Below are 25731 nucleotides of genomic sequence, written 5' to 3'. Positions count from 1 at the left end.
TTGTGCAGCCGGTTGGCCCGGTGGTCCTCGTGGGCGAGTGCGGGGTTGTCCCGGGCCGATAGATGCCGTGGGCGGTGTGTCAACGAGGGCGGGAGGCTCGGATCTTGTTCGAGGGCTTTGAGACCAGGCGGGTTCAAGTCGATGAAGCATCGATTTTCATTCGCTTCGGCGGGGAAGGGCCGCCGGTGGTGCTGCTGCACGGCCACCCCCGGACATCTGCGACCTGGCATCGCGTCGCCCCGCTCCTCGTCCGGCAGGGTTTCACCGTGGTCTGTCCCGACCTTCGCGGGTACGGCCGGTCCACCGGCCCGGCGCCTACCGCGGACCACGCCGGGTACTCCAAGCGGGCCGTCGCCGGTGACGTCGTCGAGGTGATGCGCTCCCTCGGCCATTCCCGGTTCGCGCTCGCCGGGCACGACCGCGGAGGCAGTGTCGCGCTGCGTCTCGCGCTCGATCATCCCGACGTGGTCTCGCGGGTGGCGCTGATCGACTGTCTGCCCCTCACCGAGCACCTGTCCCGCATCACGGTCGACTTCGCCACGCAGTGGTGGCACTGGTTCTTCTTCGCCCAGCCGGATATTCCCGAGCGGGTCATCAACGCCGATCCGGACAGCTGGTACCACGGTGATCCCCAGAGCATGGGGCAGGAGAATTACGACGAGTGGCGCGCGGCCACGAGAAACCCCGACGTAGTGCGGGCGATGCTGGAGGACTACCGGGCCGGCCTCACCGTCGACCGGCGGCACGAGGAGGACGACCGCGCCGCCGGGACACAGATCCAGTGCCCGGCACTGATCCTGTGGTCGCTCCGGGACGACCTCGAGGACCTGTACGGGGACCCGGTGAAGATCTGGCGGCAGTGGGCACCGGACGTACGCGGCCACGGCATCGACTCCGGGCACCACGTCGCCGAAGAGGCTCCAGAAGCGCTCGCGTCCTCCCTTGCGGGCTTCTTCGCCGGACGGCCTGAGTAAGAGACCTCTGGGCCGCCTCCCGCAGAACAACGCAGGGGAGTGCTCAGCGCACGAGTTCTCTCCAGCCGGCCGCAGGGCTGCCAGATGAGATGTGCCGGTGCCGGCTTGCCGGCCTTCCGGGCGACCACGGCGGCTTCCCCCTGCTCGGATACAGGCCGGCGAAGTCCTCCTCCAGGAACAGCTCGTCCAGCTGGTCACGGATCCGCATTGCCAGGCTGCCCCTCGGAAACGCAGCCCGTGCCACCCGGGCCGTCTCCTCCGGAACTCCGTCGATCACTCTGGCGTGCAACGACAACTGCGGTTTCGCTCCAGCCTGCGAACCGTCAGGCCGATGATCCGCTGTCGACGACCAGGTCGGTGCCAACCACCGCGCCGGCCGAGGGCGAGGCGAGGTAGAGCACCCCGGCCGCCACTTCTTCGGCCTCCGCAATCCGGCCCAGCGGGTTCTCCGTCTTCACCCGCTCGGCGCGGTCGGCCTCGGTCTCGCCGGGCCGCAGCGACATCGGGGCGGCGGAGGCGCCCGGGCTGACCGCGTTGATACGGATGTGACCCAAGGAAGGTATTTACGCAGGTCAAAGCCGTCGCCCACCCCAGGTCAGCCGCGCTCCCGCTCCTCCCTGGCGGCGCGCAGACCGAGAACGACGATGCGAAGCCCGTATTCGAAGCCGACGTCGCCGTCCATGCCGAGCAGGTCGCTCGACGCCTGGGCGGTGAGGGGGAAGCGTTCGGCATCGATCATCGCGGCGAGCCGTTCGGGGGCGTAGGGGTTGTCGTCGCCGTACGCCGCGCTGGTGTGGGCCTGCTCCTCGATGGTGTGGCCGATGGTGTAGTGCAGGACCGCCGGGAAACCGCGTGCCGCCTCGCTGAGGGTGAAGCCGGCATCCCGCAGGGTTCGCAGGTTCAGCTCCACCGCCCGGTGCACGGTCTCGTGGTTCACGTAGGTGCCGGCGAGGACGCGTGCTCCGTCCCGATGGCTCAGCATCGCCTGACGCAGGTGGCGGGCCCAGTCGGCGAGCCAGTCCTCCCAGGAGGAGCCGTCACGGGGTGGCTCCAGCCTCTCGGCCGCCTCGACGTACACCAGGGTGGCCATGGCGTCGAGCAGCTCCTGCTTGTTCTTGATGTGCCAGTAGAGGGTGGGGGCTCGTACGCCGAGGTCCTGGGCGATGAGGCGCATGGTGAGCCCGTCGAGGCCGACGTCGTCGAGCAGTCGCAACGCCGTCCGGGCGATCACCTCGGAGTTGATCTTCATCCCGCTCCCTCCTTCCCGGGCACTTGACACCCTAACACCGTTAGAGACACTCTCTAACGGCGTTAGAGCCTCTAACGCCGTTAGATACGGCGGGCTGGAAGCCGAACCGGAACAGGGGGAAACGCAGATGACCGACACAAAGACGGACACGGATGTGGTGATCGCGGGCGCCGGGCCGACGGGCCTGATGCTCGCCTGCGAACTACGGCTGGCGGGGGTCGACGTGGTGGTGGCCGACCGGCTCGCCGCGCGGACCGGTGAGTCGCGGGCCGGCGGGATGCACGCCCGGACCATGGAAGTGCTGGACCAGCGGGGCGTCCTGGACCGCTTCCTGGCGGCCGGCACACCGCGCCCGATAGGGCACTTCTCGGGGCTGTGGCTGGACTTCGACCAGTTCGAGACCAGGCATCCCCGGTCGCTGGTGCTCCTGCAGTCCCACATCGAGCGGTTGCTCGAGGAGTGGGCCACCGAGCTCGGTGTACGGGTGCGCTGGTCGTCCGAGGTGACCGGGATCCGACAGCACGACTCCGATGTCGAGGTCGAAGTGGGCGGACCGGAGGGCTTACGTTCGACACTGCGCGCCCGCTATCTCGTGGGCTGCGACGGCGGGCGCAGCGCGGTGCGCAAGCTCGCCGGCATCGGCTTCCCGGGCACCCCGGCGACAGTGACCGCGCTGCTCGGCGACGTCGAACTCGCCGATCCGCCCGCCGAATCGCTCTTCATGCAGCGGCGACCGGCCGGTGACTTCTCGGTGTTCGCCTTTGAGCCGGGCTGGTACCGGGTGATCACCACGGAGTACGGCCGTGTCGCCGGCCAGAGGGAACCGGTGACGTTCGCGGAGCTGCGGGAGTCACTGCTGAGGATCGCGGGCACCGACTTCGGTATGCACAGCCCCCGTTGGATCTCCCGGTTCGGCGACGCGGCCCGGCAGGCCGAGCGGTACCGGGAAGGCCGGGTGCTGCTGGCGGGCGACGCGGCGCACATCCACTTCCCGGCAGGTGGCCAGGGACTGAATCTGGGGGTCCAGGACGCGGTCAACCTCGGCTGGAAACTCGCCTCGGTGGTGCACGGCCGGGCGCCGGAGATCCTGCTGGACAGCTACCACGCCGAGCGGTATCCCGTCGCGGAACGGGTGCTGCACAACACCCGGGCACAGGCGGCGCTGACGCGTCCGGGCCCGCAGACCGACGCGCTGCGCGACGTACTCCGTTCGCTCATCGAGTACGACGAGGTCAACCGGCACCTGGGTGGCATGATCACCGCGCTGGACCTCCGCTACCCCATGAGCGACGACCACCCGCTGACCGGCCGCCGGGTCCCCGACGTCGATCTGAAGACCGGTGACGGCCGGCGTCGCGTCTTCGAACTGCTGCGCACCGCGCGCCCCGTGCTGCTCGACCTCCGCGGTGACACCGCACTGGCGGCCACGGCCGAGAGCTGGGCCGATCGCGTCGACCTCGTCGAGGCCCGGTCCACGGCCGACCACTGGCCCGTCTGGCCGGTCGACGAGACCCCCGCCCCCGCCGCGCTCCTCATCCGCCCCGACGGCCACGTCGCCTGGACCGCACACGCCGGCGCCACCCCCGACCCCGTCGCCCTCCGGACCGCCCTCACCGCCTGGTTCGGCCCGGCCACGGCCGACTGAACCGAGGCGAGAAGCTTGCTGCGGCACGCCGCCCATCGGAACCGGTCAGGCGGCGTAGCAGAGCACCGCGGAGCCGGCCGGGGCCACGGTGCGGGCCACGGTCGCGTGCACGGGACGGGCGGTGCGAACGGTGGAAGCGGCCTGCGAGCGGTTCCGCGCGAAGACGACGAGGCGCAGCACCGTGAACCGCGCGACACCGGCGAGTGCGGAGGCGGACAGGTAGACGACCTGCTCGAGCACGGCACCGGGCGACGCCACCAGCTGCTGCAGGACCAGCATCGCCACACAGGTAACCGCGTACGCGATCGCTGCGGACCCGGCCGACTGCGCATGCTGGCGCCAGGTCGCGCGCTCGCCCGCGAAGGTGAACCGGGCGTGCAGCTCGGTGGCGAGGACCGTGGAGACCACGGTGATCAGGGCGTTCGCCAGAACCCAGGGAATCCAGGAAGCGAGGGCCGCCACGGCGAAGCTGGAGGCGAGCCCCACCCCACCGCCGAAGAGCACGAAGCGGGCGAAGGCGGTGAAGGCGCCGGGCGACGCCTGCTCCTGGCTGTGTGCTGTCTCCACGATCCGACCCCTTCGATGGCTCACTCCGCGAAACGCGCACCCCTCGGCCCTGCGAGACCGGGGGGTGCGCCATTGATGGTGTCACTATGGCACATCAATGGCACCATCGCGAGTCCAAAATGGCTCCCTCATGTGAACGGATCTGCGAACCTTCAGGTCAGCGGTCCAACACGTCCATGCGCGCCGGCAGCGGCACATGCCACGCCAGGCACCAAAGGCACCGCCGTCTGCATCAGCGGCGACTGACGTCGGTCCGGAACACTTGAAAGACTTGCCCCGGCCGACCCCGGCGCCAGGTCGGCGACCAGCTGGAGCGCCCGAGGTCACCGACTTCGCAACCTGGGCTCGGCCCGGCATGGACCGAGAGGCTGGGGCAGGTCGCCTCTCGCGACACCACCTGACGCCGCACGGGACGTCAGGTGATGTCGAACGGCGCGCCGCCTGTCGCCATTCCGCGCTCCCGAAAACGCGCGAGCACGCAGGGCGCCACAATGACTCAGGTCGCCCCTTTCACGTTCCCGCAGCTCAGGCCGCACTATCTCAAGCCCACCCCGTTAGAGCGCCATTCAAGCTTGCAAGTGGCGCCACCATGGTGTCATCATGGCGTCATGGACCTCACACCGTATGTCGACTCCCTCCGCCGCGAACTCGCGGTGGCCGCCGAAGCCGGCGGCGACGAAGCCCGCGAGCTGGCCGCGAGGCTCACCGCTCCCCTGGAGTCGGCGACCCGGCTGACCCTGCTCAACGTGCTCTCCGCCGCGATGGGCGAGATCACCCGTGAACTCGCCCCCGGCTCGGTCGACGTACGGTTGCGCGGGCTCGACCCCGACTTCGTGGTGACACCGCCGCCCACCTACGGCGGCGCCCCCGCGGAGCCGGCCGCACCCGCCGAACCGTTCAGGGCCCCGGCCCCGGCCGACGGCGACGACGGGGCCACCGCCCGCGTCAACCTGCGTCTGCCGGCCCACCTCAAGACTCGCGCCGAGGAGGCCGCGACCCGCGAGGGCCTGTCGGTCAACGCGTGGCTGGTGCGCGCCGTGTCGGCAGCGGTCGACGGCGGCACCCGGCCGCGCACGCCGGAGAAGGCCCAGACCGTCGGACAGAGCTTCACGGGCTGGGTGCGCTAGCCGCGCCCGTCAACGCCACTTCACCCACACCACGCCCCACCAGCGGGGACGACCCAAAGACCCAAGAGAACGGGACAGCCATGCCTTCTTTCGACACTCCCGAAGCGATCTCGGTCACGGCGCGCGTGGAGGCCGGTTCCATCCAGTTCACCGCGGATGACCGCCTCGACACCGTCGTCGAGGTACGGCCCCGCGACCCGAAGAAGGACCTGGACGCACGGGCGGCCGAGCAGACCGAGGTCACGTACACGGGCGGCGTACTGACCGTCAGGACGCCCAAGGGCAATCTGCTCGGGCTCGGCCGCACCGGCACCGTCGACGTGACGGTCGAATTGCCCGCGGACTCGCGCATCGACATGACAGGCGCCTGGGCCCAGGTACTGGGCGAGGGGCGGCTGGGCGAGGTCCACGTGAAGACCTCGTCCGGCGACGTCCGCCTCGACACGACGGGCCCGCTCCAGCTGACCGCGTCGCACGGCTCGATCACCGTGGACCGGGTCGCGGGCCGGGCCGAGATCACCACCAGCTCGGGCAGCCTGCGCGTCGGCCTCCTCGACGGCCCCGCCGTCCTGAAGAACTCGCACGGCACCACGACGGTCGACGCCGCGATCGGCGAGCTGCGGGTGAGCGGCGCCAACGGCGACATCGAGATCCGGCGGGCCGAGGACTCGGTCACCGCCACCACCGCCCACGGCACCTTGCGGGTGGGCGAAGTGGCACGTGGCACCGTCCAGTTGGAGACCAATCACGGCGCCATCGACATCGGCGTCCGCGAGGGCACGGCCGCCTGGCTCGACGTCAGCTCCGGCTTGGGCCAGGTGCGCAACACGCTCACCGCCTCCGAGAGCCCGGAGCAGACCGAGGACACGGTCAAGGTCCGCGCCCGCACAAAGTACGGCAACATCGACGTCCGCCGCGCCAGGGCCTGAGCACCGCATCGTCAGCCGGCTCCTTCCCCTCATCACTTCAGCCTTCGATCGGAGGGCCCCATGCCCATATCTGTCATGCCCACGCCCAGGCGAGGCGACGGTCCGCAGTCGCCGGCGGCCGTCTCCACCGTCGGTCTGCGCAAGTCGTACGGCGACAAGACCGTCCTCGACGGCATCGATCTGCGCATCCCTCCCGGGTCCGTGTTCGCGCTGCTCGGGCCCAACGGCGCCGGCAAGACCACCGCCGTGAAGATCCTTTCCACGCTCATCACCGCCGACGGCGGACAGGCCCGGGTCGCGGGCCACGACGTCGCCACGTCACCGGACAGCGTGCGTGCCGCGATCGGTGTCACCGGGCAGTTCTCCGCCGTCGACGGGCTGATCACCGGCGAGGAGAACATGCTCCTCATGGCGGACCTGCACCACCTGTCCAAGCGCGAAGGGCGGCAGGTCACCGCCGAACTGCTGGAGCGCTTCGACCTCACCGAGGCCGCGAAGAAGCCCGCCTCCACCTACTCCGGCGGGATGAAGCGCCGCCTGGACATCGCCATGACGCTGGTCGGCAAGCCGCGGATCATCTTCCTCGACGAGCCGACCACCGGCCTCGACCCGCGCTCCCGCCACAACATGTGGCAGATCATCCGCGAACTCGTCTCCGACGGCGTCACCGTCTTCCTCACCACCCAGTACCTGGAGGAGGCCGACCAGCTCGCCGACCGCATCGCGGTGCTGCACGACGGCAAGATCGCCGCCGAGGGCACCGCCGACGAGCTGAAGCGGCTGATCCCCGGCGGGCATGTCCGGCTCCGCTTCACCGATCCGTCCGCGTACCGGAGAGCCGCCTCCGCGCTACGCGAGGCCACCCGGGACGACGAGGCGCTGGCGCTGCAGATCCCCAGCGACGGCAGCCAGCGCGAGCTGCGTTCCCTCCTCGACCGGCTGGACTCCGCCGGTGTGGAGGCCGACGAGCTGACCATGCACTCCCCCGACCTCGACGACGTGTTCTTCGCCCTGACCGGCGGCACCGACCGAACCGACAAGAAAGGTGAGGCTGTCCGATGAGCTCCCCCCTGACTCCCGCCCACCCGGCCCGGATCTCGCTCGCCGTGCGGGACTCGAGCACGATGCTGCGCCGCAACCTGCTGCACGCGCGCCGCTACCCGTCCCTCACCCTGAACCTGCTGCTCACGCCGATCGTCCTGCTGCTGCTGTTCGTCTACGTCTTCGGCGACGTGATGAGCGCGGGCATCGGCGGTGGCGGCGCCGATCGCTCGGAGTACATCGCGTATCTCGTCCCGGGCATCCTGCTGATGACCATCGGTGGCACCCTGGTCGGCACCGCGGTGTCCGTTTCCATGGACATGACCGAGGGCATCACCGCCCGCTTCCGCACCATGGCGATCCACCGCGGCTCCGTGCTCATCGGGCACGTCATCGGCAGCGTGCTGCAGTCGGTCATCAGCGTGGTTCTCGTCGGCGCCGTCGGTGTGGCCATCGGCTTCCGCTCGACGGACGCCACGGCTCTGGAGTGGATCGCAGCGTTCGGGCTACTTGCCCTGTTCGCCCTGGCGTTCACCTGGATCGCGGTCGGGATGGGCATGGTCAGCCCCAGCGCCGAGGCAGCCAGCAACAACGCGCTGCCGCTGGTCTTCCTGCCGCTCATCTCCAGCGCCTTCGTTCCGGTTGACGCAATGCCGGGCTGGTTCCAGCCGATCGCGAAGTACCAGCCGTTCACTCCCGCCATCGAGACCCTGCGCGGGCTGCTTCTCGGCACCGAGATCGGCGGCAACTGGTGGATCACCATCGTTTGGTGCCTGGGCCTCGCGGGGCTCGGCTACCGCTGGTCGAAGGCGGTGTTCAACCGCGACCCGCAGTGACCGCGCGGAAACAGGCATCACCGAACTCGCCACGGGCGAACAACCGTTGCGGGACATCTGGTTCGTCGCGTTCCTCGCCGCCACCGCCATGGCGCTGCTGAGTTTCGCGATGGGTGCTGTCGGTCTTCAAGCCGTGGGGCCGAGTGCAAGTAGTTCAGACGCCACGTCCTGGCCGGTGAGGAAGAGGCCGTGGGACTGCTGAAGCTGCCGGGCGGCTCGGTCGTCGTCTTGCCGCCGCCGGCCACCGAAGCCACCAAGGACGAGTTCTACAACGCGACACGAAGCAACCACTGCTCACCAGCCGGGCGTGGCAGCCCTCGGGCATGTGACCGTCCGCTGTAGAGAATGGGCATGATTCTCAAGCATCCGTCCGACCGCGGAGGCTCCCGGAGCCAGCCGTTCGAGAGGCTGGCCGAGAATGCCTCACGGTTCACCAGTTCGGCGGCGTTCTTCGGGATCTGCCTGATCCTGGTCGCCGCGGCGGTCACGTTGCACGTGATCGGTTTGCCGATCACGTGGCTTGTCTTCGTGGGCGAGGCAATGTCGGCGGTGACCCTGCTCATGGTGGCACTGCTGAAGAACTCCGAGCTGCGGGCCGAACGCGCCGTCCAGCGCAAGCTGGACGCCATCGCAGCCGCTCTGCTGGAAGGGCAGGAGGGTGGCGGCCCTGGGGAGGCGCACCAGAAGCTGCGGTCCGCCATCAGCAGGGCAGAGAGCCTCTGATGCGCCCGGTTCTCGCATGCTGGCCCGGCAGGCCACCGCCCCTGCTTGCCCGGCAGGCACCGCCACTCTTGCCGGGCAGCCACCGCCTCCGGACAGTCGCGGCTGTCGAGGTGTGAGACCTGCCTTGCAGGGAACCCGCATGCAGACAGAGGGCCTGCGCGGCCGTTGGCTGACGAAGCAGAGTCGTCCTTGCTCCGCGGTCGCGCGATGCGCTTCTCGCACTGGAGAAAGCGCATCCCTATGTGCGGCCCGGTCTCAGCGGCTCCCGGGACGGCGCCGAGCCATCGGCCTCCTCCAGGGAGAGTTACAGCATCATGACCACGCATTCCACGGTCCGCCCCCCGCCCTCGGAGGCGTCCGGCAGTGACTTCGCCCGACTGTCGAGGAAGATCGCTGATGCCGGACTGATGGGGCGCCGTCCCGGCTATTACGCACTGCGGATCACCGTGGTGGCCGGGCTCTACGTCGGTGCGTGGGCCGCTGTCGCGCTCATCGGCGACAGCTGGTGGATTCTGGCGGTGGCCGGCTTCCTGGCCGTCGTCTTCGGTCAGGTCGCCCTGCTCGCCCACGACGCAGCCCACCGTCAGGTGTTCCGCCGACGCCGGGCCAGCGAGGTGTCCGGACGGATCGCCGGTGCCTGTATCGGGATGAGCTACGGGTGGTGGCAGGACAAGCACACCCGCCACCACGCCAACCCCAACCATGAGGAACTCGACCCCGACCTCGACCCCGACCTGCTGGTCTGGTCCCAGGATCAGGCCCGGGCCGCCAAGGGGCTCTCCCGCCTGATCGGCCGCCGGCAGGCCTTCCTGTTCTTTCCGCTCCTCACACTGGAGGGCTTCAACCTGCACGTGTCGAGCGTGAAGGCGCTGGCCAATCGCTCGCTCAAGCACCGGACACTCGACGGCGCCCTGCTGTTCGCGCACTTCGCGGTCTACCTGACCGCCCTGCTCTGGCTGCTGCCGCCCGGCATGGCGATCGCCTTCCTCGTCGTCCACCAGTGCCTGTTCGGCGTCTATCTGGGCTCCCTCTTCGCGCCCAACCACAAGGGCATGCCGATCCTGAAAGGCAAAGACCGCCCGGACTTCCTCCGCCGCCAGGTGCTCACCTCACGCAACGTGCGCGGCGGTCGGCTCACCGACATCGCACTGGGCGGGCTGAACCACCAGATCGAGCATCACCTGTTCCCCAGCATGCCCAGCCCCAACCTGCGCAAGGCCCGGACCATCGTCCGGCGCTACTGCGAGGACCTGGGTGTGGACTACGTGGAGACGGGGCTGATCACCTCCTACCGGCTGGCCCTCGCCAGCCTCCATGAGGCCGGAGCTCCGCTCCGCAACGCCCCGGCCCCCGCGTAGGGACCGGGCAGGAGGAAGAACCCGAGAACGTGGACTTCAGGCGACGCGGTCGGCGCGGTGGCGGGCTTCCCTGAGCCTGACCTTCGACGGGAGGCGGTCCAGGCCGGCCGAGTCTCGTGCGTGCGCGAGCGTGTCCCGGCTCAGTTGCCCCAGAACCCGCTCCGGGTCCGCGTGAGGCTCCAGCAACAGCCGCACACGTGCGGCCGGAGCGGTACGTCGGCCTGTCAGCCGTACATGCGCCCGCGCTACCCCGTCCAGGGCCTGCGCCTCTTCCTCGATGACGTCCTCCAGCGTGCGGCCGTCGAGGTAGGCGGCCGTGCCGTCGTCGCTGTCGACGAGGATCTGGCGCGGGCGGTGTCTGCGCTGTGCGAGGAGCCACCACAGCAGCAGGGCCAGCAGCACGGCGAGCACGGCGATGACGGTCGGCCACCACCAGCCTTCCTCCCGCCACCGGGTGCGTCCCTCGGTGCCCAGCACCACATCGTCCGGCCCACGGAAGGGCCACCAGCCCGGCACGTCGAAACCCCAGCGGCGCTGCAGATCCAGCCCGCCCAGCAGCACACCGCCTCCCAGGGCGAACAGCCCAAGGCCGAGCAGTCCCAGCAGCACCCGGTTCGTTTTCGTGAGCACCGGGATCACCTCAGCCCTTCTTCGGGCGCCGGACACGCACGGTCAGCGCGGGCTGCCGGGCGAGACCCAAGGACGTCACGGCTTCGCCCAGTGTGGCGTCCAGGTCCTCGCGGACCTCCTCGAGATCGCGGAAATGTGCCTCTGCCCGGGCCTTGACCTTCCGGCGGCCGACAGCGACCCGTGCCGCCTGGACACCGGGTACCTGCACGGCCCGGTCGCGCAGAACCAGGGCGGCCGCACGGCGGTCGAGCCCGGCGCGGACCTCCTCCGCCCCGGGGACACCGGTGGGCTGCCGCATGCGCAGCAGCCCGCGCAGACCGGGCGTCACCGCCAGCAGGAAAAGCCACAGGCCGACGGCCATCGCCACCGCGGCCCCGACGATCATCCAGATGTCATCCAGGGGCCGTGTGGCCAGTTCCTCGGCGAGCCGCCGTCGCCAGCGCATCGCGGGCCCGCCTGCCCGTACCGAGACCACGTCATACAGGAACAGGCCCGTGGCCGCGACGGACAGCAGGGCCACCAAGGCCGCGGGGAGCCGCCGCGCGGACCAGAAACGGCGCGTGGACCGGCCTGACTTGTCGACCGCTGCCGTCGGGCCCGCCTCAGAGGCGCCCTCCGCGGACGGGTCCGCCTGTCCGGGATCGGAGGAAAGGTCGCGGTCACCGGTCGGCTGCCGCCAGGTGTTCGCGCTCATCTCACCCTCTCCTGGTCCGTGTGCCGCACATGCACCGAGTGCAGCCTCTCGACCGACACCGAGAAGTCGGACACCTCCATGCCGGCCCACGTCCTGAGCCGTTCGGTAACCTCCCGGCGCACTGCGGCGCACTGCGCCCCGATGTCGGACGGGTAACCGAGCTCGACGGTGACGCGCATCCGCACCTCGCCGAGAACCGCCTGCCGTCCGGCCGCGGACTCGTCGTCTCCTCCGACGGTCTTCCGCTCCGGTGCCCGCCGCACGGATGTGGCCACGTGTGGCGTGCGCCGGGCGGGCGGTACGTGGCCGGCCGACTCGGTGAACCGGCTCAGCGCCTCGCCCGCCACCCGGGAAGCGATCTTCGCAACGACCCGGTCGGCGACGGTGGTCGCACCGCGCTCCCCGCGGGGAACGCCCGGACGCCGACCGGCTTCACCGGTCACTGCCGCCAGTCTCCCCGCGCCCGTCGCCGGTCATCGCGGATCCGCTCCTGCCGGTCCCGCCGACGGACGAAGTCGCCCGGTTCGAGATCGCCTTCCATGAACCGCCCCGCCACGAGACCGACCAGGCCCAGGCCCAGCACCAGCAGGAAGGCCCAGAAGTTACCGAAATACGCGGCGAAACCCAGCGCCATTCCGGCCATCAAGCCCACCACGGACCTGCTCATCACGCGCTCCTTCACTCACGTGGGCTGCTCCGCCCCGACTACCGGATCCGCTGCCGCTCTTCGCCTTCGTCCTCCTCGTCGGGCAGCTTCACATCGCTGACCATGATGTTGACTTCCACGACATCCCGGCCCGCCATCCGCTCCACCGCGGAGATCACGTTCTCCCGCACCGCACCGGCCACGTCCGTGATCGAGACGCCGTAGTCGACGACGAGCTCCAGATCGATGGCCGCCTGCAGCTCTCCGACCTCGACACTGACCCCGCGCGTGACGGACTTGCCACTACCGGCGCCGGGCATCCGCTCCCGCACGGATCCCATCGAGCGGGCGAATCCGCTGCCCAGGGCATAGACGCCGCGCACGTCCCGTGCCGCCATTCCGGCGATCTTCTCCACCACCACATCGGCGATGGTCGTCCGGCCACGGGACTCGGGCGCACCACCGTGCCTTACGCCGGTGTTCTCAGTCATCGGGATATTCCTCCCTCGATAAGCCCACCTGGCACCATTTATTCCGATTATATTCGCTTTAGGAGGTTTCAACAGAGGCGCGGATCGTGTCGGGCGGTCCAGCGCGTGGCCCGAGGGCGCGCCCGGAGCCCGTGGCCCGAGCGTGCACCCGGAGCCCGTGGCCCGAGCGTGCACCCGGAGCCCTCGCGGACACTCCGGGCGCAGTGCGACGGGAAACCCGCAGCCATAGGAGAAAGAGGGTGAGAACCCGGTGACCGAGGCGTGGACGCAGGCCGTACGGCACCAGCTCGACCTGAGCCGGCTGCTCCCGCTCGGCGGGCCCGACGACGGGACATGGATCACCGAGCAAGCAGCCGTCCGGGCCCTCCTACATACTGCCGCCGAGATTCCCGGTGCTCGGCTGGAGTCTCTGCGCATCGGGTCGGCACCGCTCGAGTCCGTGTCCGTGTCCGAGTCCGTGTCCGAGCCGGCCGTGCGTCCGCCGGCAGGCGCGCTACCACCCGGCCCGCTCAGGATCGAAGCCGCGTTCACGGCATCTCTCGGGCAGCCGCTGCCTCACACCGCCGAACAGTTGAGGAGCGCACTGCTCGACGCGGCCACGGAAGGACTCGGCCTGGCCACCGTGACAGCCGACCTGCGTGTCACGGATCTCCATGAGGGCCCGGAGACAGCCGTGAGGTCGCGAGCCCCAAGGGGGGCCGTGCAGCCCGAGCCGGAAGCTGCAGCCGCGCGAAGTTCACCCCCGGTGGCCGGTACGGGATTCCTGTGGGGGTCCGTCGGTGAGCTGGCGGACGTCGCGGCGGCTGTTCCGGGCGTCGCCCGCCTCACCGCCGTGCTGGGAAGCCGCCCGATCAAGGTGGCGGACCATGACGACCCGCCCGGCCGCCACATCGAGGTCCAGCTCGCGGTCGCCCTCGGACACCATCCCTTGGAAGTCGCCGGCGCCGTCCGGGCCGCCCTGGTGGAAGCAGCCACCGCTGACGCCCCCGGCCCGGTCACCGCCGCCGTCCTCATCACGGAAGCCGCGCCCTAGCCAGGCAGGTGTCAACGACGGCTCGACGCGTGCGGCCTGCCCCGGCCCCAGTGCCCTGTATCGGGCATATGATGATAAGTGGGTCAGTGCACTCTCACGTGCCACGGCCCGGAAGGGCGGCCCCGGTGTGCGTACGCCGGGGCCGTTGCACGCCGGGGCCGTTGTACGCCGGGGCATCGACTCTCGTCGCCGTCTGACCTCGATCACGCCACAGGCGACATGCCGCCTGTGGCGTAATCGGCTCGTCGGGCCGGTCGGCGCTGCGAGCCTGTGCCGGTCGAACAGCGTCGTCCACGCTCATCGCCGCCGGCTCGCGGCCGGAGCGCCCCGGCCCGGCTGCGGTTCGGCGAAGCCGGGGCACCGGGCTGCCTGGCGAACACGGCGTGGATACGGCCGCCAACGGGTTCGCCCACCCCGGGACGAAGGGAAGCGAGCACCGATGACGGACAGTTGGCGGCGGCCGGACGGGGCTGGAGTGGACCGGTCGGAGGGGTTCGGCGAACGACTGCTGGGTGTGCTGCTCGACCGGGCCCACGAGATGCCACCGGACCTGATCGCCCCGCTCGTCGCGGACGAGGTGGCCAGGGTCGGGGGGCGGGAGGTCTCGATCCTCCTGCAGGACTACGAGCAGGAGCTGTTGGTGCCGCTCCCGGGTCGGAGGCTGAAGGTCGGCGGGCCCGAGGCGGTCGAGGACTCCCCCGCCGGCGAGGCGTTCCTGAGCCGCAGAACGGTGGAGGTGCCGCATGACGGCAGTGTGCGGATGTACCTGCCGCTGCTGGACGGCAGCGACCAGATCGGGGCGATGGCCGTCACCCTGGACAGGGTCGATGACGACGACCGGCGGTTGCTCCGCAGACTCGCCGGTCTGGTCGCGGACATGATCGTCACCAAGGACGCCTACACCGACCGGTTCTTCCAGGCCCGCCGCAGCGCCCCGATGAGCGTGGCCGCGGAGATCCAGTGGTCGTTGCTGCCCCCGCTGTCGATGACCGTTCCGCAGGTCGAAGTGGCCGGAATCCTGGAGCCCGCCTACGACGTGGCCGGCGACAGCTTCGACTACGCCCTCAACGGCGACATCCTTCACATGGCCATGATCGACGCGATGGGCCACGGGTTGGACGCGGCGACCATGGCGACGGTGGCCATCGGCGCCTACCGCCACACGCGACGGGCCCATACCGATCTGTCCCAGGTGTACGCGTTCATGGACAGGGCCATCAATGATCAGTTCGGCCACGACCACTTCGTCACCGCGCAGATGATGATCCTGGACATCACCACAGGCCGGCTGCAGTGGGTCAACGCCGGCCACCCGGCTCCGTTCCTGATCCGGGACCGCGCCGTGGTGGACCGGCTGGAGAGCCCGACCACTCTGCCGGTCGGCTTCGGCGGTGAGGAGCCGGTGGTCAGCGAGCGGATGCTGCAACCCGGAGACCGGTTGCTGTGCTTCACCGACGGCCTGTTCGAGGAGCACCAGGCCGGCGGGGAACTGTTCGGTGAGGAGCAGCTCGTCGAGTGGACCAACCGAATCCTCCTCGGCCGCACCGAGGTACGGGCGGTGGTGCGAGCGCTCTCCCACGCCCTGAAGCACGAACGTGGCGGCACCACGAGCGACGACGCGACCATCTTCCTGGTCGAGTGGCGAGGCGGCGACGCCGCTCATCTCGCCGCCCTCGACTGAGCCCACGATCCCGAGCTGAGAGACAGAGCGGCCTCGGGAGCGGCCGGGCCGTGCACATGTACCGCCGTCGGGAGTTGGCAGCGGACACGTGGCGAGCCGACTCGATGACCTGACGCCGCATGACCGCTCGGGAGCGAGGAGAGCCGGGGGAACGCATGACCATGCGACGTCGCCGAGCTGATCGGTGCCGAGTCGGGGGAGTATTGATCCACTGGTGTGTCGGACCGCCGATGCGCCCGCGGTCTTCGGCAAGGGTTTCCTGACGGAGAGGGGCGGCATGGTGGAGGGTGTGCGACACGAGGGGAGCTCGTCGGCGGCCGAGCCGGGTTTCTGGCAGCAGGTCGTCCGGCAGCTGGGCACGGCCCTGGTCGTGGTGGATCCCGCCGGACGGATCCTCGCGGTCAACCCGGCCGCCGAGCGGCTGCTGGGCCGCGCCGCCGCGGCGATGCGCGGGGAGGACGCACACGACCTGCTGCACCGGGATGCGTACGGCGGCAGGATCCCCCGGGAGCAGTGCCCGCTGCTGCGGGCCGTTGCCGAGAGGACCGAGGCGCGCGGGGAGGGCGACATCTGTCTGCGCGGTGACGGCCGCCTGACCGCGATCTCCTGGTCCGCTTCTCCCCTGGCGGACGACGGTGTCCTCATGGGCATGGCCGTGCTGTGCACCGACACCGCCGGCGACCGCAGCGCGCGTCAGGAGCGTGCGGCCTATACCCGTGCTCTGGAGGACCTCACCGAGCGGCTGACGCTGGTCGCGGAGATCACCGACGTGCTCGGTCAGACTCTGGAGACCGATGAGGCCCTCGCCCGGCTGGGCCGCCTGCTGGTTCCCCGCCTCGCCGACTGGGCCGCGGTGGACCTCCGGGTCGGTTCCGGACAGGTCCACCGTGTGGCGGTGACGGGCCCCGAGGGCCGGGACGCCGCACAGGAGGACTGGCAGGAGAACCTTCCCGAGGCCGGGCAGGAGGCCCACTCGCCCCTCGTCCAGGTGCTGAACGGCGGTGATCCCGTCCTGCAGCGCGAGGCGGACATGGCCGCACCGGTCGCCTCCGCCCTGACCACCGTCCACAGCGGCTTCCTGCGGGCCGCCGGCGCGAGGTCCGCCGTCACGGTGCCGCTGGGCTCCGGGCGACAGGTCACCGGCGCCTTGACGCTGGTGCGCACGGACCCGGCGCACCCGTTCGACACCGACGATCTGACCGTCGTGAGCGACATCGGCCGCCGGGTCGGCCTGGTCATCGACAACGCCCGCCGCTTCGGCCGCCAGCGCGCCATCGCCGAGGCCATGCAGCGCAACCTGCTCGCCCCACTGCCCCAGCCGGGCCGCCTGCGGCTGGCCGCCCGCTACCAGCCCGCCCCGGCCGGCTCCCAGGTGGGCGGCGACTGGTACGACGCGTTCGAGCGCAAGGACGGCACGCTCGCGCTGGTCATCGGCGACGTCGTGGGCCACGACCTGACCGCGGCAGCCGGAATGGCGCAACTGCACGGCATCCTGCGCTCACTGGCCTGGGACCACAGCGGCCCGCCCGGCGCCGTCGTCGACCGCCTCGACGACGCCATGCCCGCCATCACCACCGTCCCCATGGCCACCCTCGTCCTCGCCCTGCTCGAGGGCGACCCGCACACCGGTCCCTGGACGCTGCGGTGGACCAGCGCGGGGCACCCGCCACCTCTGCTGCTGACCGAGGACGGACAGGCTCGGTTCCTCGAGGCGGGCCAGGGGCTCCTCCTCGGCGCCCCTCCGGGCACCGGCGCCGGCCGGCCGAGCGCCGCGCAGGTCCTGCCGCCGGGTTCCACCCTGCTGCTCTACACCGACGGTCTGATCGAGATCCCCGGCAGCGACCTGGACACCGGCCTCGCCCGTCTGCGCCGCCACGCCCTCGCTCTCGCCCACGAACCGCTCGACACGCTGTGCGACCAACTGCCCGCCCGCATGCCGCCCGGCAGCACCGACGACGTGGCCCTCCTCGCCCTGCGCCTGCCGTCGCCCCGAGGGCGGTGACCACGGCGGTGACCGTGGTGCTGACCGCGGCGGTGACCGTGGTGCTGACCGCGGCGGTGACCGTGGTGAGGCCGGACGCGGGGGCTCAGGTGTCGAGGACCAGGACGCGGAACGGGCCGAGCGGGGCCGTCCGAGGTGTATCGCCCTCGATGTACCGCCACCCCCAGGACAGCAGCGCCTCGACGGTCCTGTGGTCGGAGCGGTTCACCAGCGTGACGGCGACGGCGGCACCGTGGTCGGTGAGCAGCCGTTTCTGCAGGCGCCGGGCGAGGTTCCAGGCGCGGTCCTGGTTCTGCCTGCGCACCTGGGACGGAACATGGATCCCGGAGATCACGAAGAGGCGTCCGGAGGCTGCGAGCCGGAGCAGCCTGCCCGGAAGGTATCCGTCGAAGCCCTCCCACCAGGGGCCGTCGCCGCGTACGGGGAAACCGTAGGCGCACCCGGTCAGCGCGGTGGTCTCCGCGATCAGCAACTCGAATCCCGGCCGCCGGACGTCGACCGCCAGCCGCCGCAGGAAGTCGCCGCGGGCCTGGTTCCACGCCCAGGGGCCGCCGCCGGACGTCTCCGCGTACAGATCGCCCAGTTCCTGCAGATGGTCCTCGATCTGGCGCCGGGTCAGCGGACGGACGCGTTGCCCCTCCCGGGGCGAGGAGCCACGTTCCGGCCTCGACGGGCGGGGCCTCCGCGTCGCGGGCGGGTCCGAACCGACGGGACGCCCGAGGAGTTCTGTGGTCGTCGGTGGAACCGGCACGTTCACGGTCATGAGGCAAGCCCTGCTTCGGGCGGGTCCCACGGGCGGACCGGCCCGGCGTCGTCGGTCGCCGAGAGCGGCACCGGTGTCGGAGTCGGCGCGCGGCGCCCTCGGTGTCTTCAACCGTACTCCCGTGGCCGGGCCCCCTCCGGGACCGACGGTGGACGTGAACGCCGAGGCGGGTAGGGGTTCACGTGCTCCCGTGGCCGGGCCCCCTCCGGGACCGACGGTGGACGTGAACGCCGAGGCGGATAAGGCGGTTCCGTCCGCTCCGCGACGGTCGGGGGCGCACGGGAGTACGCGTGAACGCCGAGGCGGATAAGGCGGTTCCGTCCGCTCCGCGACGGTCGGGGGCGCACGGGAGTACGCGTGAACGCCGAGGCGGGTACGGCGGTTCCGTCCGCTCCGCGACGGTCGGGGGCGCACGGGAGTACGGTGGAGGTACCGAGGGCATGTCGCACACCGGCTCCCGCGCTGGTCTCGTCCTCGGCGAGACACTTCGCCGGAAGCCCCGCGCAGCGCAGGATTCTCCGGAGACAGGTCAGCACGATGGCCCCGGCCTTCGACACCTTCCCCGCCGCCGACGCGTGGCCGGAGCCCGACCCGCGCAGGGCCGTACTACTGCTCTTCACCACCGGCACCACCGGCACCACCGGCGTCAATGCACCGCCGGCACCAGGCACCCGAGGGACGGCGGGTCCGCCTCTCCCAAGGACTGCTCGCCTTCGACCGACCGTCAGGTCGTGACCGTCATGGACATCGCCCTCACCGTTTCCGCGCTCCTCGTGCTCATCGCCGCCGGAGCGTACGTGATCCACCGGCTCAACTCCGCGCACAGCGAAAGGATCGCCTTGCGTTCCTACAGCCGCTTCCTTCCCGGCCCCCCGGCCGCCGCCGACCGAGCCGCCGGCACCACCCCGCCGCCCCCACCGCAGTCCACCCCGTCCGCCGCGCTCGAACGTCGCGACCACCGCGACGGCGGCCGGGGACGCTTCCGACCGCGCCGCCACCGGGAACGGACGACGCACAACAAGCGGCATTCCACGGGACGTTGAGGTCAGGACGGCCGACAGAACAGAGGTCACGTCCGTGCCCGTGCCGCTTCGCCGCGGCCGCAGCCAAGCCACCGGCACCGACACCGACAGCGACAGCGGCACCGGCACCGGCACCGGCAGCACCCACGGCACAGACGAAGATCCACCGGTGTACGAGAGCCGACGACCTGATGACCGAACCGCCCGCACTCATCGAGGCGTTCGACACGGCAGGAGGACGCGTGTCGCGCATGGCGTCCCACCGCGACAGCCGGCCTGACCCGAACCAACCGCTCCACGAACCGCCGAAGGAAACACCGTGATCACCACAGCGCCACCCTCATCGCCCTCACCGTCCTCACCGCCCACCGGTCCTCTCCTACGCCTGCGCCTCGCGCCCCACAGCGCGCTGCCACGTCGCCTCGACGGCGTGTGGTGGCCACGCTCCCACGACCTCCTGGCAGAGCTTCCGCAGCTGCTCGCCGCACTGCCGCGGGCCTGGGGACACATCGCCGGCGTCACGGTGAACGGAGCGGCCTGGTCCGCGGCGCCTGGCCGGATGCTCGTCGCCAACCAGGTCGTACGACTGCGCAAGACGGTCGCAGCGCACGCCCCGGACACCGTCGTCCTGCTCGCCCCCGGACACGGCCGCTGGGACCTGCTGGTCGTGCCGCCCGACACCACCGCGGAGGCGGCCGAACCGATCATGACCGCCGCGCTCGGCGACCGCGCCTGACACGGCAGGAGTAGCGTGAACGCGAGGAGGGATCCGACCCAGGCAGGTGAGCACGATGCCCCATCCCGATTCCCCGCCCCCGCCAGGTTTGCTGGCGGACGGTGCACACGAATCCATGCGTCCCGGAACGGCGCTCCTGCGGCTCACCACCACTCACGAACGCCGGAGCATCCTCGACGGTGCGTGGTGGCCCCGTTCCAGGAATCTCACCGCCGAACTGCCCGGCCTGATCAGCGCACTGACCGAGCGCCTCGGGCCGATCACCCGGATCGGCCTGGACTCCGCAGCCTGGGACGAGATGCCGACGCGGATGACCGTCGACGACCGTGTGGTGCACATCGACGTCTTCTCCGTGGGCGACGACACCGCGCTCGTGACCCGCGGGGACCAGGACCACTTCTCCCTGCTCGTGGTGCCACCGGGCACGCCCCCCGAGGCGGCGCGAGCCGCGATGACCGAAGCGGTCCGTAGCGGCAACCCCAAGCAGGCCCAGCAGATCCTGATCGACACCGGCCTTTGACCTGCTGAGGGCTCGAAGGGGCAGGCCCGTGCGTCCTTGAGAGCAACGCGCCGAGGCCGGTTGGGGTTCGCTGGGGAACGCGGAACGCCCGGGTGGCGTGCACCGTCCGGCCGCGCCTGGCGCCCGAAGCCGGACACGCCACCTCGACGACAGGTCACGGGGTGGACCGGGTCCTGCGGCGCGGGGCGCGCGGTCGGCTCAGTGGACGCTGTCCAGCTTGGCCCGCTGCTCCGGTGTCAGGTCGAGATCCACCGCGCCCAGGCTTTCCTCCAGCTGTGCGACGGACGAGGCACCGACCAGCGGGAGAATCGGAATGTCCCCGCCCATGAGCCAGGACAGCACCACCTGGTTGACGGTCGCGCCGGCCTCGGCGGCCACCTCGCGGATCGCCTTCAGCCTGGGCTGGGTGCCCGCGTGGTCGAAACCGGGGCCGAGCGGCTTGTCGTCGCGGACGTACGCGCCGGAGATCAGCGGGGAGTACGCGACCTGGGTGAGCGAGGGGTTGGCGCGGAGGTAGCTGAGGAGGTCACCGCTGACCAGGCCCTGGTTGCCGTCGGGGGAACGCATGCTCGGGATGTCGGTGCGCTGGCGCAGGTAGCTGTGGTGGTGCTGGAGCACCTCGTAGCCGGGGACACCGGCGGCGGCGGCCAGGGCGCGGGCGCGCTCGATCCGCCAGGACCAGTGGTTGCTCGCGCCGAGCAGGCCGGCCACTCCGTCCGCGACCACCTCCGCGAAGCCCTGGACGGTCTCCTCGAGGGGGGTCCGCTCGTCCATGATGTGCGCGTACAGCAGGTGGATCTTCTCGATGCCGAGGTGTTCCCTGCTGCGCTCCGACGACTCGCGGATGACCTTGGCGGACAGGCCCTCCACGTCGAGGCTGAAGGTCTTGGTGGGCTGGTTGGGGCGGGCGCCGAGCTTGGTGGCGATGGTGATCTCGTCGCCGATCCCGCGGCTGCGCAGCCAGCGGCCGACGAGCTGCTCGCTCTCGCCGCCCTGTGTGCCGTTCACCCAGAACGCGTAGTTGTTGGAGGTGTCGATGAACGTGCCGCCCGCCTCGACGAACCGGTCGAGGATCGCGAAGGAGGTGGCCTCGTCGACGGTGGTGCCGAAGGTCATGGCGCCGAGGCTCAGGACGCTGACCTCACGACGGGTGTCCGGCGTGCTGCCGATGACGCGGTACTTCATGGTGGACCTTTCAGTGGTGGGAGGTGTCCGACTCGGTGCCGGAGGAGGTCGCGGAACGGACGGGCAGGTCCGCGAGCAACTCCGCCACGACGGCGTCGATGTGGGGTACGAGGTAGAAGTGGCCGCCGGTGTACACGCGCAGGCGGAACGGACCGGTGCTGTGGCTCCGCCAGGCCAGCGCCTGCGGCTCGTCGACCCGCGGGTCGACGTCGCCGATCAGGGCGGTGACCGGGCACTGAAGCGGATCCGCGCCGCGGAACCGGTACGTCTCGGTGGCCACGTAGTCGCTGCGGACGGCGGGCAGGATCGCGGCGAGCAGCTCCGGGTTGTCGAGCATCCCCTGATCGGTGCCGCCGAGCAGCTTGATGTCCGCGATCAGCTGGTCGTCGTCCGCGAGGTGCACCGATCCTGGAGCGGGTACCGACGGGGCGCGGCGGCCGGAGACGGTGAGAGCGGCGGGCGGGAGGCCCGCGTCCCGCAGCCGGCAGGCCACCTCGAAGGCGAGGGAGGCGCCCATGCTGTGTCCGAAGAGGCTGAACGGCCTTGCCCGCGGGAGGTGTTGCAGCAGCTCCTCGGTGATCAGATCGGCCATCTCGTGCAGGGACTCCACACACGGATCGGCGAACCGCTCCTGCCGGCCGGGGTACTGGACCACCAGCACATCGGCGCGCGCGGAAAGCCGGGCCGAGAAGGGGAAGAAGTACGAGGCGCTGCCGCCGGCGTGCGGGAAGCACAGCAGGAGCGGTGAGCCGGCGGGCGCGGTGTGGAAGCGGCGGAGCCACGGGCTGCCGGTGGGTGGGACGGTGTTCGGGTGCGGCCGTGTCATCCGGTGCTCCTGGCACGCCCGTTGCCGCCGCGGGCTCGGCGGGCCGTGATGGGGATGTGCTTGTAGCCGGAGACGAAGTTGGAGCGGAGCCGCTCGGGAGGACCGGCCGGCCGGAAGTCCTCGAAGCGGGTGAACAGCTCGTGGAACAGGGTCTTCAGGCTGACGCGGGCGACGCTGTGCCCGATGCAGTAATGGGGCCCGATACCGAAGGCCAGGTGCTTGTTGGGCCTGCGGCGGATGTCGAACTCCTGGCCGCGCGTGAAGACGGTCTCGTCGCGGTTGGCGGAGCCGAGCCAGATGACGACCGCGTCCCCGGCGCTGATCCGGGTGTTGCGGATCTCCACGTCGCGGGTGGCGTACCGCAGGAAGTGGTTGACGGGCGAGGCCCAGCGCAGGGCTTCGTTCAGGGCCGTGTCGTCGGCCTCCGGATGTGCCGCCCAGTCCTGGAGCACTCCCGTGTCGATGAACTCGGCCATGACGAAGTTCGGCGGGTGGGGGGTGGTGACGTTCGCACCGAGCAGGAGGCTGTAGCAGTTGGCGACGATCTCCTCGGACGCCATGTGCCGGCCTTCGAACTCCGTGGAGATGAGCACGCTCAGCAGATCGTCCCCGAGGTTGTCGCGACGGAACCGGACCAGGTCCTGGAAGTACGCGAACAGGTCGCGGTGGGCGGCCTTCAGGGTGACGTCCCGGCCGCCCGGGTCCTGGTACTCGGGGTCGTCGGCGGCGATGCACACCGTGGTCAGCCGGCTGAGCCAGGCCCAGTCCGCGGTCGGCAGGCCCATCATGGTGCCGGTGACCGACATCGGCATGGCCAGCATGGTCTGCGCGAAGTCGAACGTGCCGCCGTCGCCGAGTGGTTCGATGAGGGGGACCACCAGATCGCGGATCATCTCGCGCTGCCGGTCGACCGACTTGATCGCCAGGGCCTTCTTGAGGCGCCCCTGCATCTCGGTGTGGCGGGGCGGGTCGGTGGCCGCGAGCTGCTTGCCGCCTGCCGGGTCGTCCGTGCCCAGCAGGTCGAGCATGGTGCCACGTTCGGAGGTGAAGGTCGCGGTGTCCCGCAGGACCCGGTCGGCGTCCTCGAAGCGCACGATGTTCCAGAACCAGCGCTCTTCGTCGACCTGGTGACGGGTCAGCGTGTCCATCGCGCGCATCCGTCGCCAGACGGGGTGCGGGTCGCCGTCACTGTAGAGAGCCGGGTCCACGAGGTTCACGCCGTCGGCGGGTCCGGTGGTGGCCGCGTGCATCGGGCAGCCCGGCGGCGGGGCGAGTGATGGTCCGGCAGGGGCGGGTGTGGCATGGACGGTCAAGGCCCGTCTTCCTTTCACCGTGATGGGCAGGAAGGCGCCGTGCCGTGTGCCACGCCTCACCCCCTCCTCGCAGCTCCGGACCGTCGTGCGCCGAGGAAACGGCACGGCGTACGGCAGCGGGCGGGAAGCCAGGAGCGGGAACCCGAGGAGAAGTGGTGGGTGGTTACACGGCCAGAACGGGATACGGATCCGGGAGTACTGCCGGAGCTCGTCCCTCACAGCGCGACGGGGAACCAGCCGGTCTGCGCGGTGCGACGGCCGATGGTCGGCCGGGCCTGGAAGATGCTTCCGGCACAACGTACATGACGCCGACGGGAAGGTGAAGCCCGAACCGGATCCCATGGCGCCGTCAGTCCGGCACGGTGTCCAGGAAGCCGCTCTTGCCTATGAGGTAGGCGAGTTGGGCCCGGCTGCGGCTGCCGAACAGCTCGGCGGCCCAGCGCATGTGGTTGGAGACGCTGCGCGGACTCATACCGAGACGGGTCGCTATCGCCTCGTCCGTGTGGCCGTTGACCATGTGCCGCAGGATCGTGCGCCGTACCTCGTCGGTGAGCAGCGGAGGGAGCCGGCTGCTGGGGAACTTCCGCAGCGGCTGGGCCCGCTGCCAGGCGTGGTCGAAGATTCCCACCAGGTAGCGCACCACCCCGGGATGTTCGACCGCGAGTGCCGTGTCACGGCGTTCCGAGCCGGGGTCGGGGATGAACGCGACCTTCCGGTCGCAGACGATCAGCCGGTCGAACACCTCGTCCAGGGTGCGCACTTCGCCGCCCGCCTGCGAGATGCGCTCGGCGTAGGTGAGCGTGGGCTGGTGGGTGCGGATCGTGTGCTGGTAGATCGTGCGCTGCCGCACCCCGCGGCCGATCGCCTCCAGATCGCTCTCGAGCGCCTTGTCGAGCAGCTCCTGGGGGCGGCCGCCGCCGGGCTGCGCGGTCAGCAGCTCCTGCTGGCAGGCGTGCACGGCGGCCGAGAGGGTCGCGCTGATCGCCTCCTGGCCCCGCACCGCACGGATCAGGTGCGACTCGCCCTTCCCGTAGCTCTCCTGGTAGACGTCCTGGGCCCGGTTGACCGAGGCACGCAGCGTCGCGAGAGCGGTCCTCTTCTCCTCGATGACGTGTTCCAGCTGGTCCAGTCGGGCGCCGGCCGCCAGGCGTGGCGGGATGGCGGCCAGGCTGCCGTCGGGCAGCCGCTGGACGAGACCCAGGTCCAGCAGACATGAGGGGCACTCGGCGGCGGGGGGTCGGCCGCGCAGGGCGTCCGAGTAGTACTGGAGACCCTCGTCGCAGAGGACGCCATCGCGACCGTCCGCCTCATTGTCCGCAGTTGTGCACACTTTTCCCCCTGCTGGTTTCAGCAATGCGGGATCATCCTGCTCGATCCCCGATGACCTTGCACGCCGATCCGTGCATGCTTCCGACGGGGAACCACCACAGCTCTGCCGCACAAACGCCACAGCCCCGGACACCGGAGGAGCCCGAGCCGGGTTCCGTTCCGCAGATGTCCGGATCTCTCGCAGAAGCAGAACAACGCACAACAATGGGGGACAGATGAACAGGAACGTTCTCAGACACATACTCGGCACGCTTGCCCTCGCGGGCGCGGCCGTCATCGGCGTCACCGCCGCCCAGGCCCCGGCCGACCAGGTCGTTCTGGCCGACTCCCAGTGGGGCAGCCCCCCTGCCCCCGCGGCCGGCGCCGACGACTCGCAGTGGGGCTGATCCCGGCGCACACCGGCCGGCCCGC

27 protein-coding genes and 2 pseudogenes are annotated in these 25731 nt (G+C 70.7%); 15 read left to right on the top strand and 14 right to left on the bottom strand.

Annotated elements, in window-relative coordinates:
* The first annotated feature begins 104 nt into the window (after nucleotides 1-104).
* Nucleotides 105-974, top strand: a complete 870-nt coding sequence (locus tag ACZ7EG_RS12695; protein ID WP_471076263.1) for an alpha/beta fold hydrolase — start codon at nucleotides 105-107, stop codon at nucleotides 972-974.
* 118 nt (nucleotides 975-1092) lie between these two features.
* On the opposite strand, the pseudogene ACZ7EG_RS12690 reads toward ACZ7EG_RS12695, so the two are convergent.
* From ACZ7EG_RS12690 to ACZ7EG_RS12680, 3 genes and pseudogenes are all read right to left on the bottom strand, one after another.
* Nucleotides 1093-1269: pseudogene (locus ACZ7EG_RS12690) on the bottom strand (IS1182 family transposase); the annotation flags it as partial.
* A gap of 28 nt (nucleotides 1270-1297) precedes the next feature.
* A pseudogene (locus tag ACZ7EG_RS12685) lies at nucleotides 1298-1519 on the bottom strand (SDR family oxidoreductase); the annotation flags it as partial.
* A 50-nt stretch (nucleotides 1520-1569) separates the two neighbouring features.
* Nucleotides 1570-2223 carry a TetR/AcrR family transcriptional regulator C-terminal domain-containing protein gene (locus tag ACZ7EG_RS12680; RefSeq protein ID WP_471076260.1) on the bottom strand — a complete coding sequence of 218 codons (654 nt, stop codon included), beginning with the start codon at nucleotides 2221-2223 and terminating at the stop codon, nucleotides 1570-1572.
* 127 nt (nucleotides 2224-2350) lie between these two features.
* Here ACZ7EG_RS12680 and ACZ7EG_RS12675 point away from each other — a divergent pair, with 127 nt between their 5' ends.
* The gene (locus ACZ7EG_RS12675; protein ID WP_471076257.1) at nucleotides 2351-3868 is read left to right on the top strand and encodes an FAD-dependent monooxygenase; all 1518 of its coding nucleotides are present in this window, start codon (nucleotides 2351-2353) and stop codon (nucleotides 3866-3868) included.
* Between the two features lie 45 nt (nucleotides 3869-3913).
* Here the strand turns inward: ACZ7EG_RS12675 and ACZ7EG_RS12670 are convergent, their stop codons facing one another.
* Nucleotides 3914-4435: a GtrA domain-containing protein gene (locus ACZ7EG_RS12670; protein ID WP_471076254.1), complete on the bottom strand. Its 522-nt coding sequence runs from the start codon at nucleotides 4433-4435 to the stop codon at nucleotides 3914-3916.
* A 608-nt stretch (nucleotides 4436-5043) separates the two neighbouring features.
* On the opposite strand from ACZ7EG_RS12670, the gene ACZ7EG_RS12665 reads away from it, so the two are divergent.
* From ACZ7EG_RS12665 to ACZ7EG_RS12640, 6 genes are all read left to right on the top strand, one after another.
* Nucleotides 5044-5562, top strand: coding sequence for a hypothetical protein (locus tag ACZ7EG_RS12665; RefSeq protein ID WP_471076251.1), 519 nt, complete (start codon nucleotides 5044-5046; stop codon nucleotides 5560-5562).
* A gap of 80 nt (nucleotides 5563-5642) precedes the next feature.
* Complete coding sequence (locus ACZ7EG_RS12660; protein ID WP_471076248.1) at nucleotides 5643-6491, top strand: DUF4097 family beta strand repeat-containing protein; 849 nt, start codon at nucleotides 5643-5645, stop codon at nucleotides 6489-6491.
* A gap of 75 nt (nucleotides 6492-6566) precedes the next feature.
* Nucleotides 6567-7553 (top strand): ATP-binding cassette domain-containing protein, encoded by a 987-nt coding sequence (locus ACZ7EG_RS12655; RefSeq protein WP_471077069.1) that lies wholly within the window; start codon nucleotides 6567-6569, stop codon nucleotides 7551-7553.
* Nucleotides 7550-8368, top strand: a complete 819-nt coding sequence (locus ACZ7EG_RS12650; RefSeq protein WP_471076245.1) for an ABC transporter permease — start codon at nucleotides 7550-7552, stop codon at nucleotides 8366-8368. Before ACZ7EG_RS12655 ends, ACZ7EG_RS12650 begins: the two co-directional genes overlap by 4 nt.
* 351 nt (nucleotides 8369-8719) lie before the next feature.
* The gene (locus ACZ7EG_RS12645; protein ID WP_471076242.1) at nucleotides 8720-9091 is read left to right on the top strand and encodes a low affinity iron permease family protein; all 372 of its coding nucleotides are present in this window, start codon (nucleotides 8720-8722) and stop codon (nucleotides 9089-9091) included.
* A gap of 314 nt (nucleotides 9092-9405) precedes the next feature.
* On the top strand, nucleotides 9406-10449 hold the full coding sequence (locus tag ACZ7EG_RS12640; RefSeq protein WP_471076239.1) for a fatty acid desaturase family protein: 1044 nt from the start codon (nucleotides 9406-9408) through the stop codon (nucleotides 10447-10449).
* Nucleotides 10450-10485: 36 nt separating this feature from the next.
* Here ACZ7EG_RS12640 and amaP read toward each other — a convergent pair whose 3' ends face one another.
* From amaP to ACZ7EG_RS12615, 5 genes are read right to left on the bottom strand one after another with little or no spacing between them, the layout of a single operon-like run.
* Nucleotides 10486-11079: an alkaline shock response membrane anchor protein AmaP gene (gene amaP, locus ACZ7EG_RS12635; protein WP_471076236.1), complete on the bottom strand. Its 594-nt coding sequence runs from the start codon at nucleotides 11077-11079 to the stop codon at nucleotides 10486-10488.
* 10 nt (nucleotides 11080-11089) lie between these two features.
* Nucleotides 11090-11773 (bottom strand): DUF6286 domain-containing protein, encoded by a 684-nt coding sequence (locus ACZ7EG_RS12630; RefSeq protein ID WP_471076233.1) that lies wholly within the window; start codon nucleotides 11771-11773, stop codon nucleotides 11090-11092.
* Nucleotides 11770-12216, bottom strand: a complete 447-nt coding sequence (locus ACZ7EG_RS12625; RefSeq protein WP_471076230.1) for an Asp23/Gls24 family envelope stress response protein — start codon at nucleotides 12214-12216, stop codon at nucleotides 11770-11772. The genes ACZ7EG_RS12630 and ACZ7EG_RS12625 overlap by 4 nt, the downstream gene beginning before the upstream one ends.
* Nucleotides 12213-12440 (bottom strand): hypothetical protein, encoded by a 228-nt coding sequence (locus ACZ7EG_RS12620; protein WP_471076227.1) that lies wholly within the window; start codon nucleotides 12438-12440, stop codon nucleotides 12213-12215. Before ACZ7EG_RS12620 ends, ACZ7EG_RS12625 begins: the two co-directional genes overlap by 4 nt.
* A gap of 38 nt (nucleotides 12441-12478) precedes the next feature.
* Complete coding sequence (locus ACZ7EG_RS12615) at nucleotides 12479-12910, bottom strand: Asp23/Gls24 family envelope stress response protein (RefSeq protein ID WP_471076224.1); 432 nt, start codon at nucleotides 12908-12910, stop codon at nucleotides 12479-12481.
* Nucleotides 12911-13655: 745 nt separating this feature from the next.
* Between ACZ7EG_RS12615 and ACZ7EG_RS12610 the strand changes: the two genes are divergently transcribed.
* The 3 genes from ACZ7EG_RS12610 to ACZ7EG_RS12600 all read left to right on the top strand — a co-directional run bounded on the left by ACZ7EG_RS12610 (nucleotide 13656) and on the right by ACZ7EG_RS12600 (nucleotide 17626).
* Nucleotides 13656-13943, top strand: a complete 288-nt coding sequence (locus ACZ7EG_RS12610; RefSeq protein ID WP_471076221.1) for a hypothetical protein — start codon at nucleotides 13656-13658, stop codon at nucleotides 13941-13943.
* Nucleotides 13944-14382: 439 nt separating this feature from the next.
* Nucleotides 14383-15624: a PP2C family protein-serine/threonine phosphatase gene (locus ACZ7EG_RS12605; RefSeq protein ID WP_471076218.1), complete on the top strand. Its 1242-nt coding sequence runs from the start codon at nucleotides 14383-14385 to the stop codon at nucleotides 15622-15624.
* Between the two features lie 289 nt (nucleotides 15625-15913).
* Nucleotides 15914-17626 carry a SpoIIE family protein phosphatase gene (locus ACZ7EG_RS12600; RefSeq protein ID WP_471076215.1) on the top strand — a complete coding sequence of 571 codons (1713 nt, stop codon included), beginning with the start codon at nucleotides 15914-15916 and terminating at the stop codon, nucleotides 17624-17626.
* A gap of 85 nt (nucleotides 17627-17711) precedes the next feature.
* Here ACZ7EG_RS12600 and ACZ7EG_RS12595 read toward each other — a convergent pair whose 3' ends face one another.
* On the bottom strand, nucleotides 17712-18389 hold the full coding sequence (locus ACZ7EG_RS12595) for a hypothetical protein (RefSeq protein ID WP_471076212.1): 678 nt from the start codon (nucleotides 18387-18389) through the stop codon (nucleotides 17712-17714).
* A gap of 740 nt (nucleotides 18390-19129) precedes the next feature.
* On the opposite strand from ACZ7EG_RS12595, the gene ACZ7EG_RS12590 reads away from it, so the two are divergent.
* From ACZ7EG_RS12590 to ACZ7EG_RS12580, 3 genes are all read left to right on the top strand, one after another.
* On the top strand, nucleotides 19130-19432 hold the full coding sequence (locus ACZ7EG_RS12590) for a hypothetical protein (protein WP_471077066.1): 303 nt from the start codon (nucleotides 19130-19132) through the stop codon (nucleotides 19430-19432).
* A 409-nt stretch (nucleotides 19433-19841) separates the two neighbouring features.
* Nucleotides 19842-20147 (top strand): DUF5994 family protein, encoded by a 306-nt coding sequence (locus tag ACZ7EG_RS12585; RefSeq protein WP_471076209.1) that lies wholly within the window; start codon nucleotides 19842-19844, stop codon nucleotides 20145-20147.
* Between the two features lie 55 nt (nucleotides 20148-20202).
* On the top strand, nucleotides 20203-20667 hold the full coding sequence (locus tag ACZ7EG_RS12580; RefSeq protein ID WP_471076206.1) for a DUF5994 family protein: 465 nt from the start codon (nucleotides 20203-20205) through the stop codon (nucleotides 20665-20667).
* 198 nt (nucleotides 20668-20865) lie between these two features.
* Here the strand turns inward: ACZ7EG_RS12580 and ACZ7EG_RS12575 are convergent, their stop codons facing one another.
* The 4 genes from ACZ7EG_RS12575 to ACZ7EG_RS12560 form a co-directional block, all read right to left on the bottom strand.
* Nucleotides 20866-21852 (bottom strand): aldo/keto reductase, encoded by a 987-nt coding sequence (locus ACZ7EG_RS12575; RefSeq protein ID WP_471076203.1) that lies wholly within the window; start codon nucleotides 21850-21852, stop codon nucleotides 20866-20868.
* Nucleotides 21853-21862: 10 nt separating this feature from the next.
* Nucleotides 21863-22678, bottom strand: coding sequence for a thioesterase II family protein (locus ACZ7EG_RS12570; RefSeq protein ID WP_471076200.1), 816 nt, complete (start codon nucleotides 22676-22678; stop codon nucleotides 21863-21865).
* Nucleotides 22675-23991 carry a cytochrome P450 gene (locus ACZ7EG_RS12565; RefSeq protein ID WP_471076197.1) on the bottom strand — a complete coding sequence of 439 codons (1317 nt, stop codon included), beginning with the start codon at nucleotides 23989-23991 and terminating at the stop codon, nucleotides 22675-22677. Before ACZ7EG_RS12565 ends, ACZ7EG_RS12570 begins: the two co-directional genes overlap by 4 nt.
* A 349-nt stretch (nucleotides 23992-24340) precedes the next feature.
* Nucleotides 24341-25321: a LuxR C-terminal-related transcriptional regulator gene (locus ACZ7EG_RS12560; protein WP_471076194.1), complete on the bottom strand. Its 981-nt coding sequence runs from the start codon at nucleotides 25319-25321 to the stop codon at nucleotides 24341-24343.
* Between the two features lie 214 nt (nucleotides 25322-25535).
* Here ACZ7EG_RS12560 and ACZ7EG_RS12555 point away from each other — a divergent pair, with 214 nt between their 5' ends.
* Nucleotides 25536-25706, top strand: coding sequence for a hypothetical protein (locus ACZ7EG_RS12555; RefSeq protein ID WP_471076191.1), 171 nt, complete (start codon nucleotides 25536-25538; stop codon nucleotides 25704-25706).
* Nucleotides 25707-25731 lie beyond the last annotated feature (25 nt).

It is taken from the genome of Streptomyces sp. NPDC037100 (assembly GCF_055606225.1).
The sequence above is the reverse complement of the archived record's forward strand: the minus strand, read 5'-3'. Positions and strand labels throughout refer to the sequence as shown.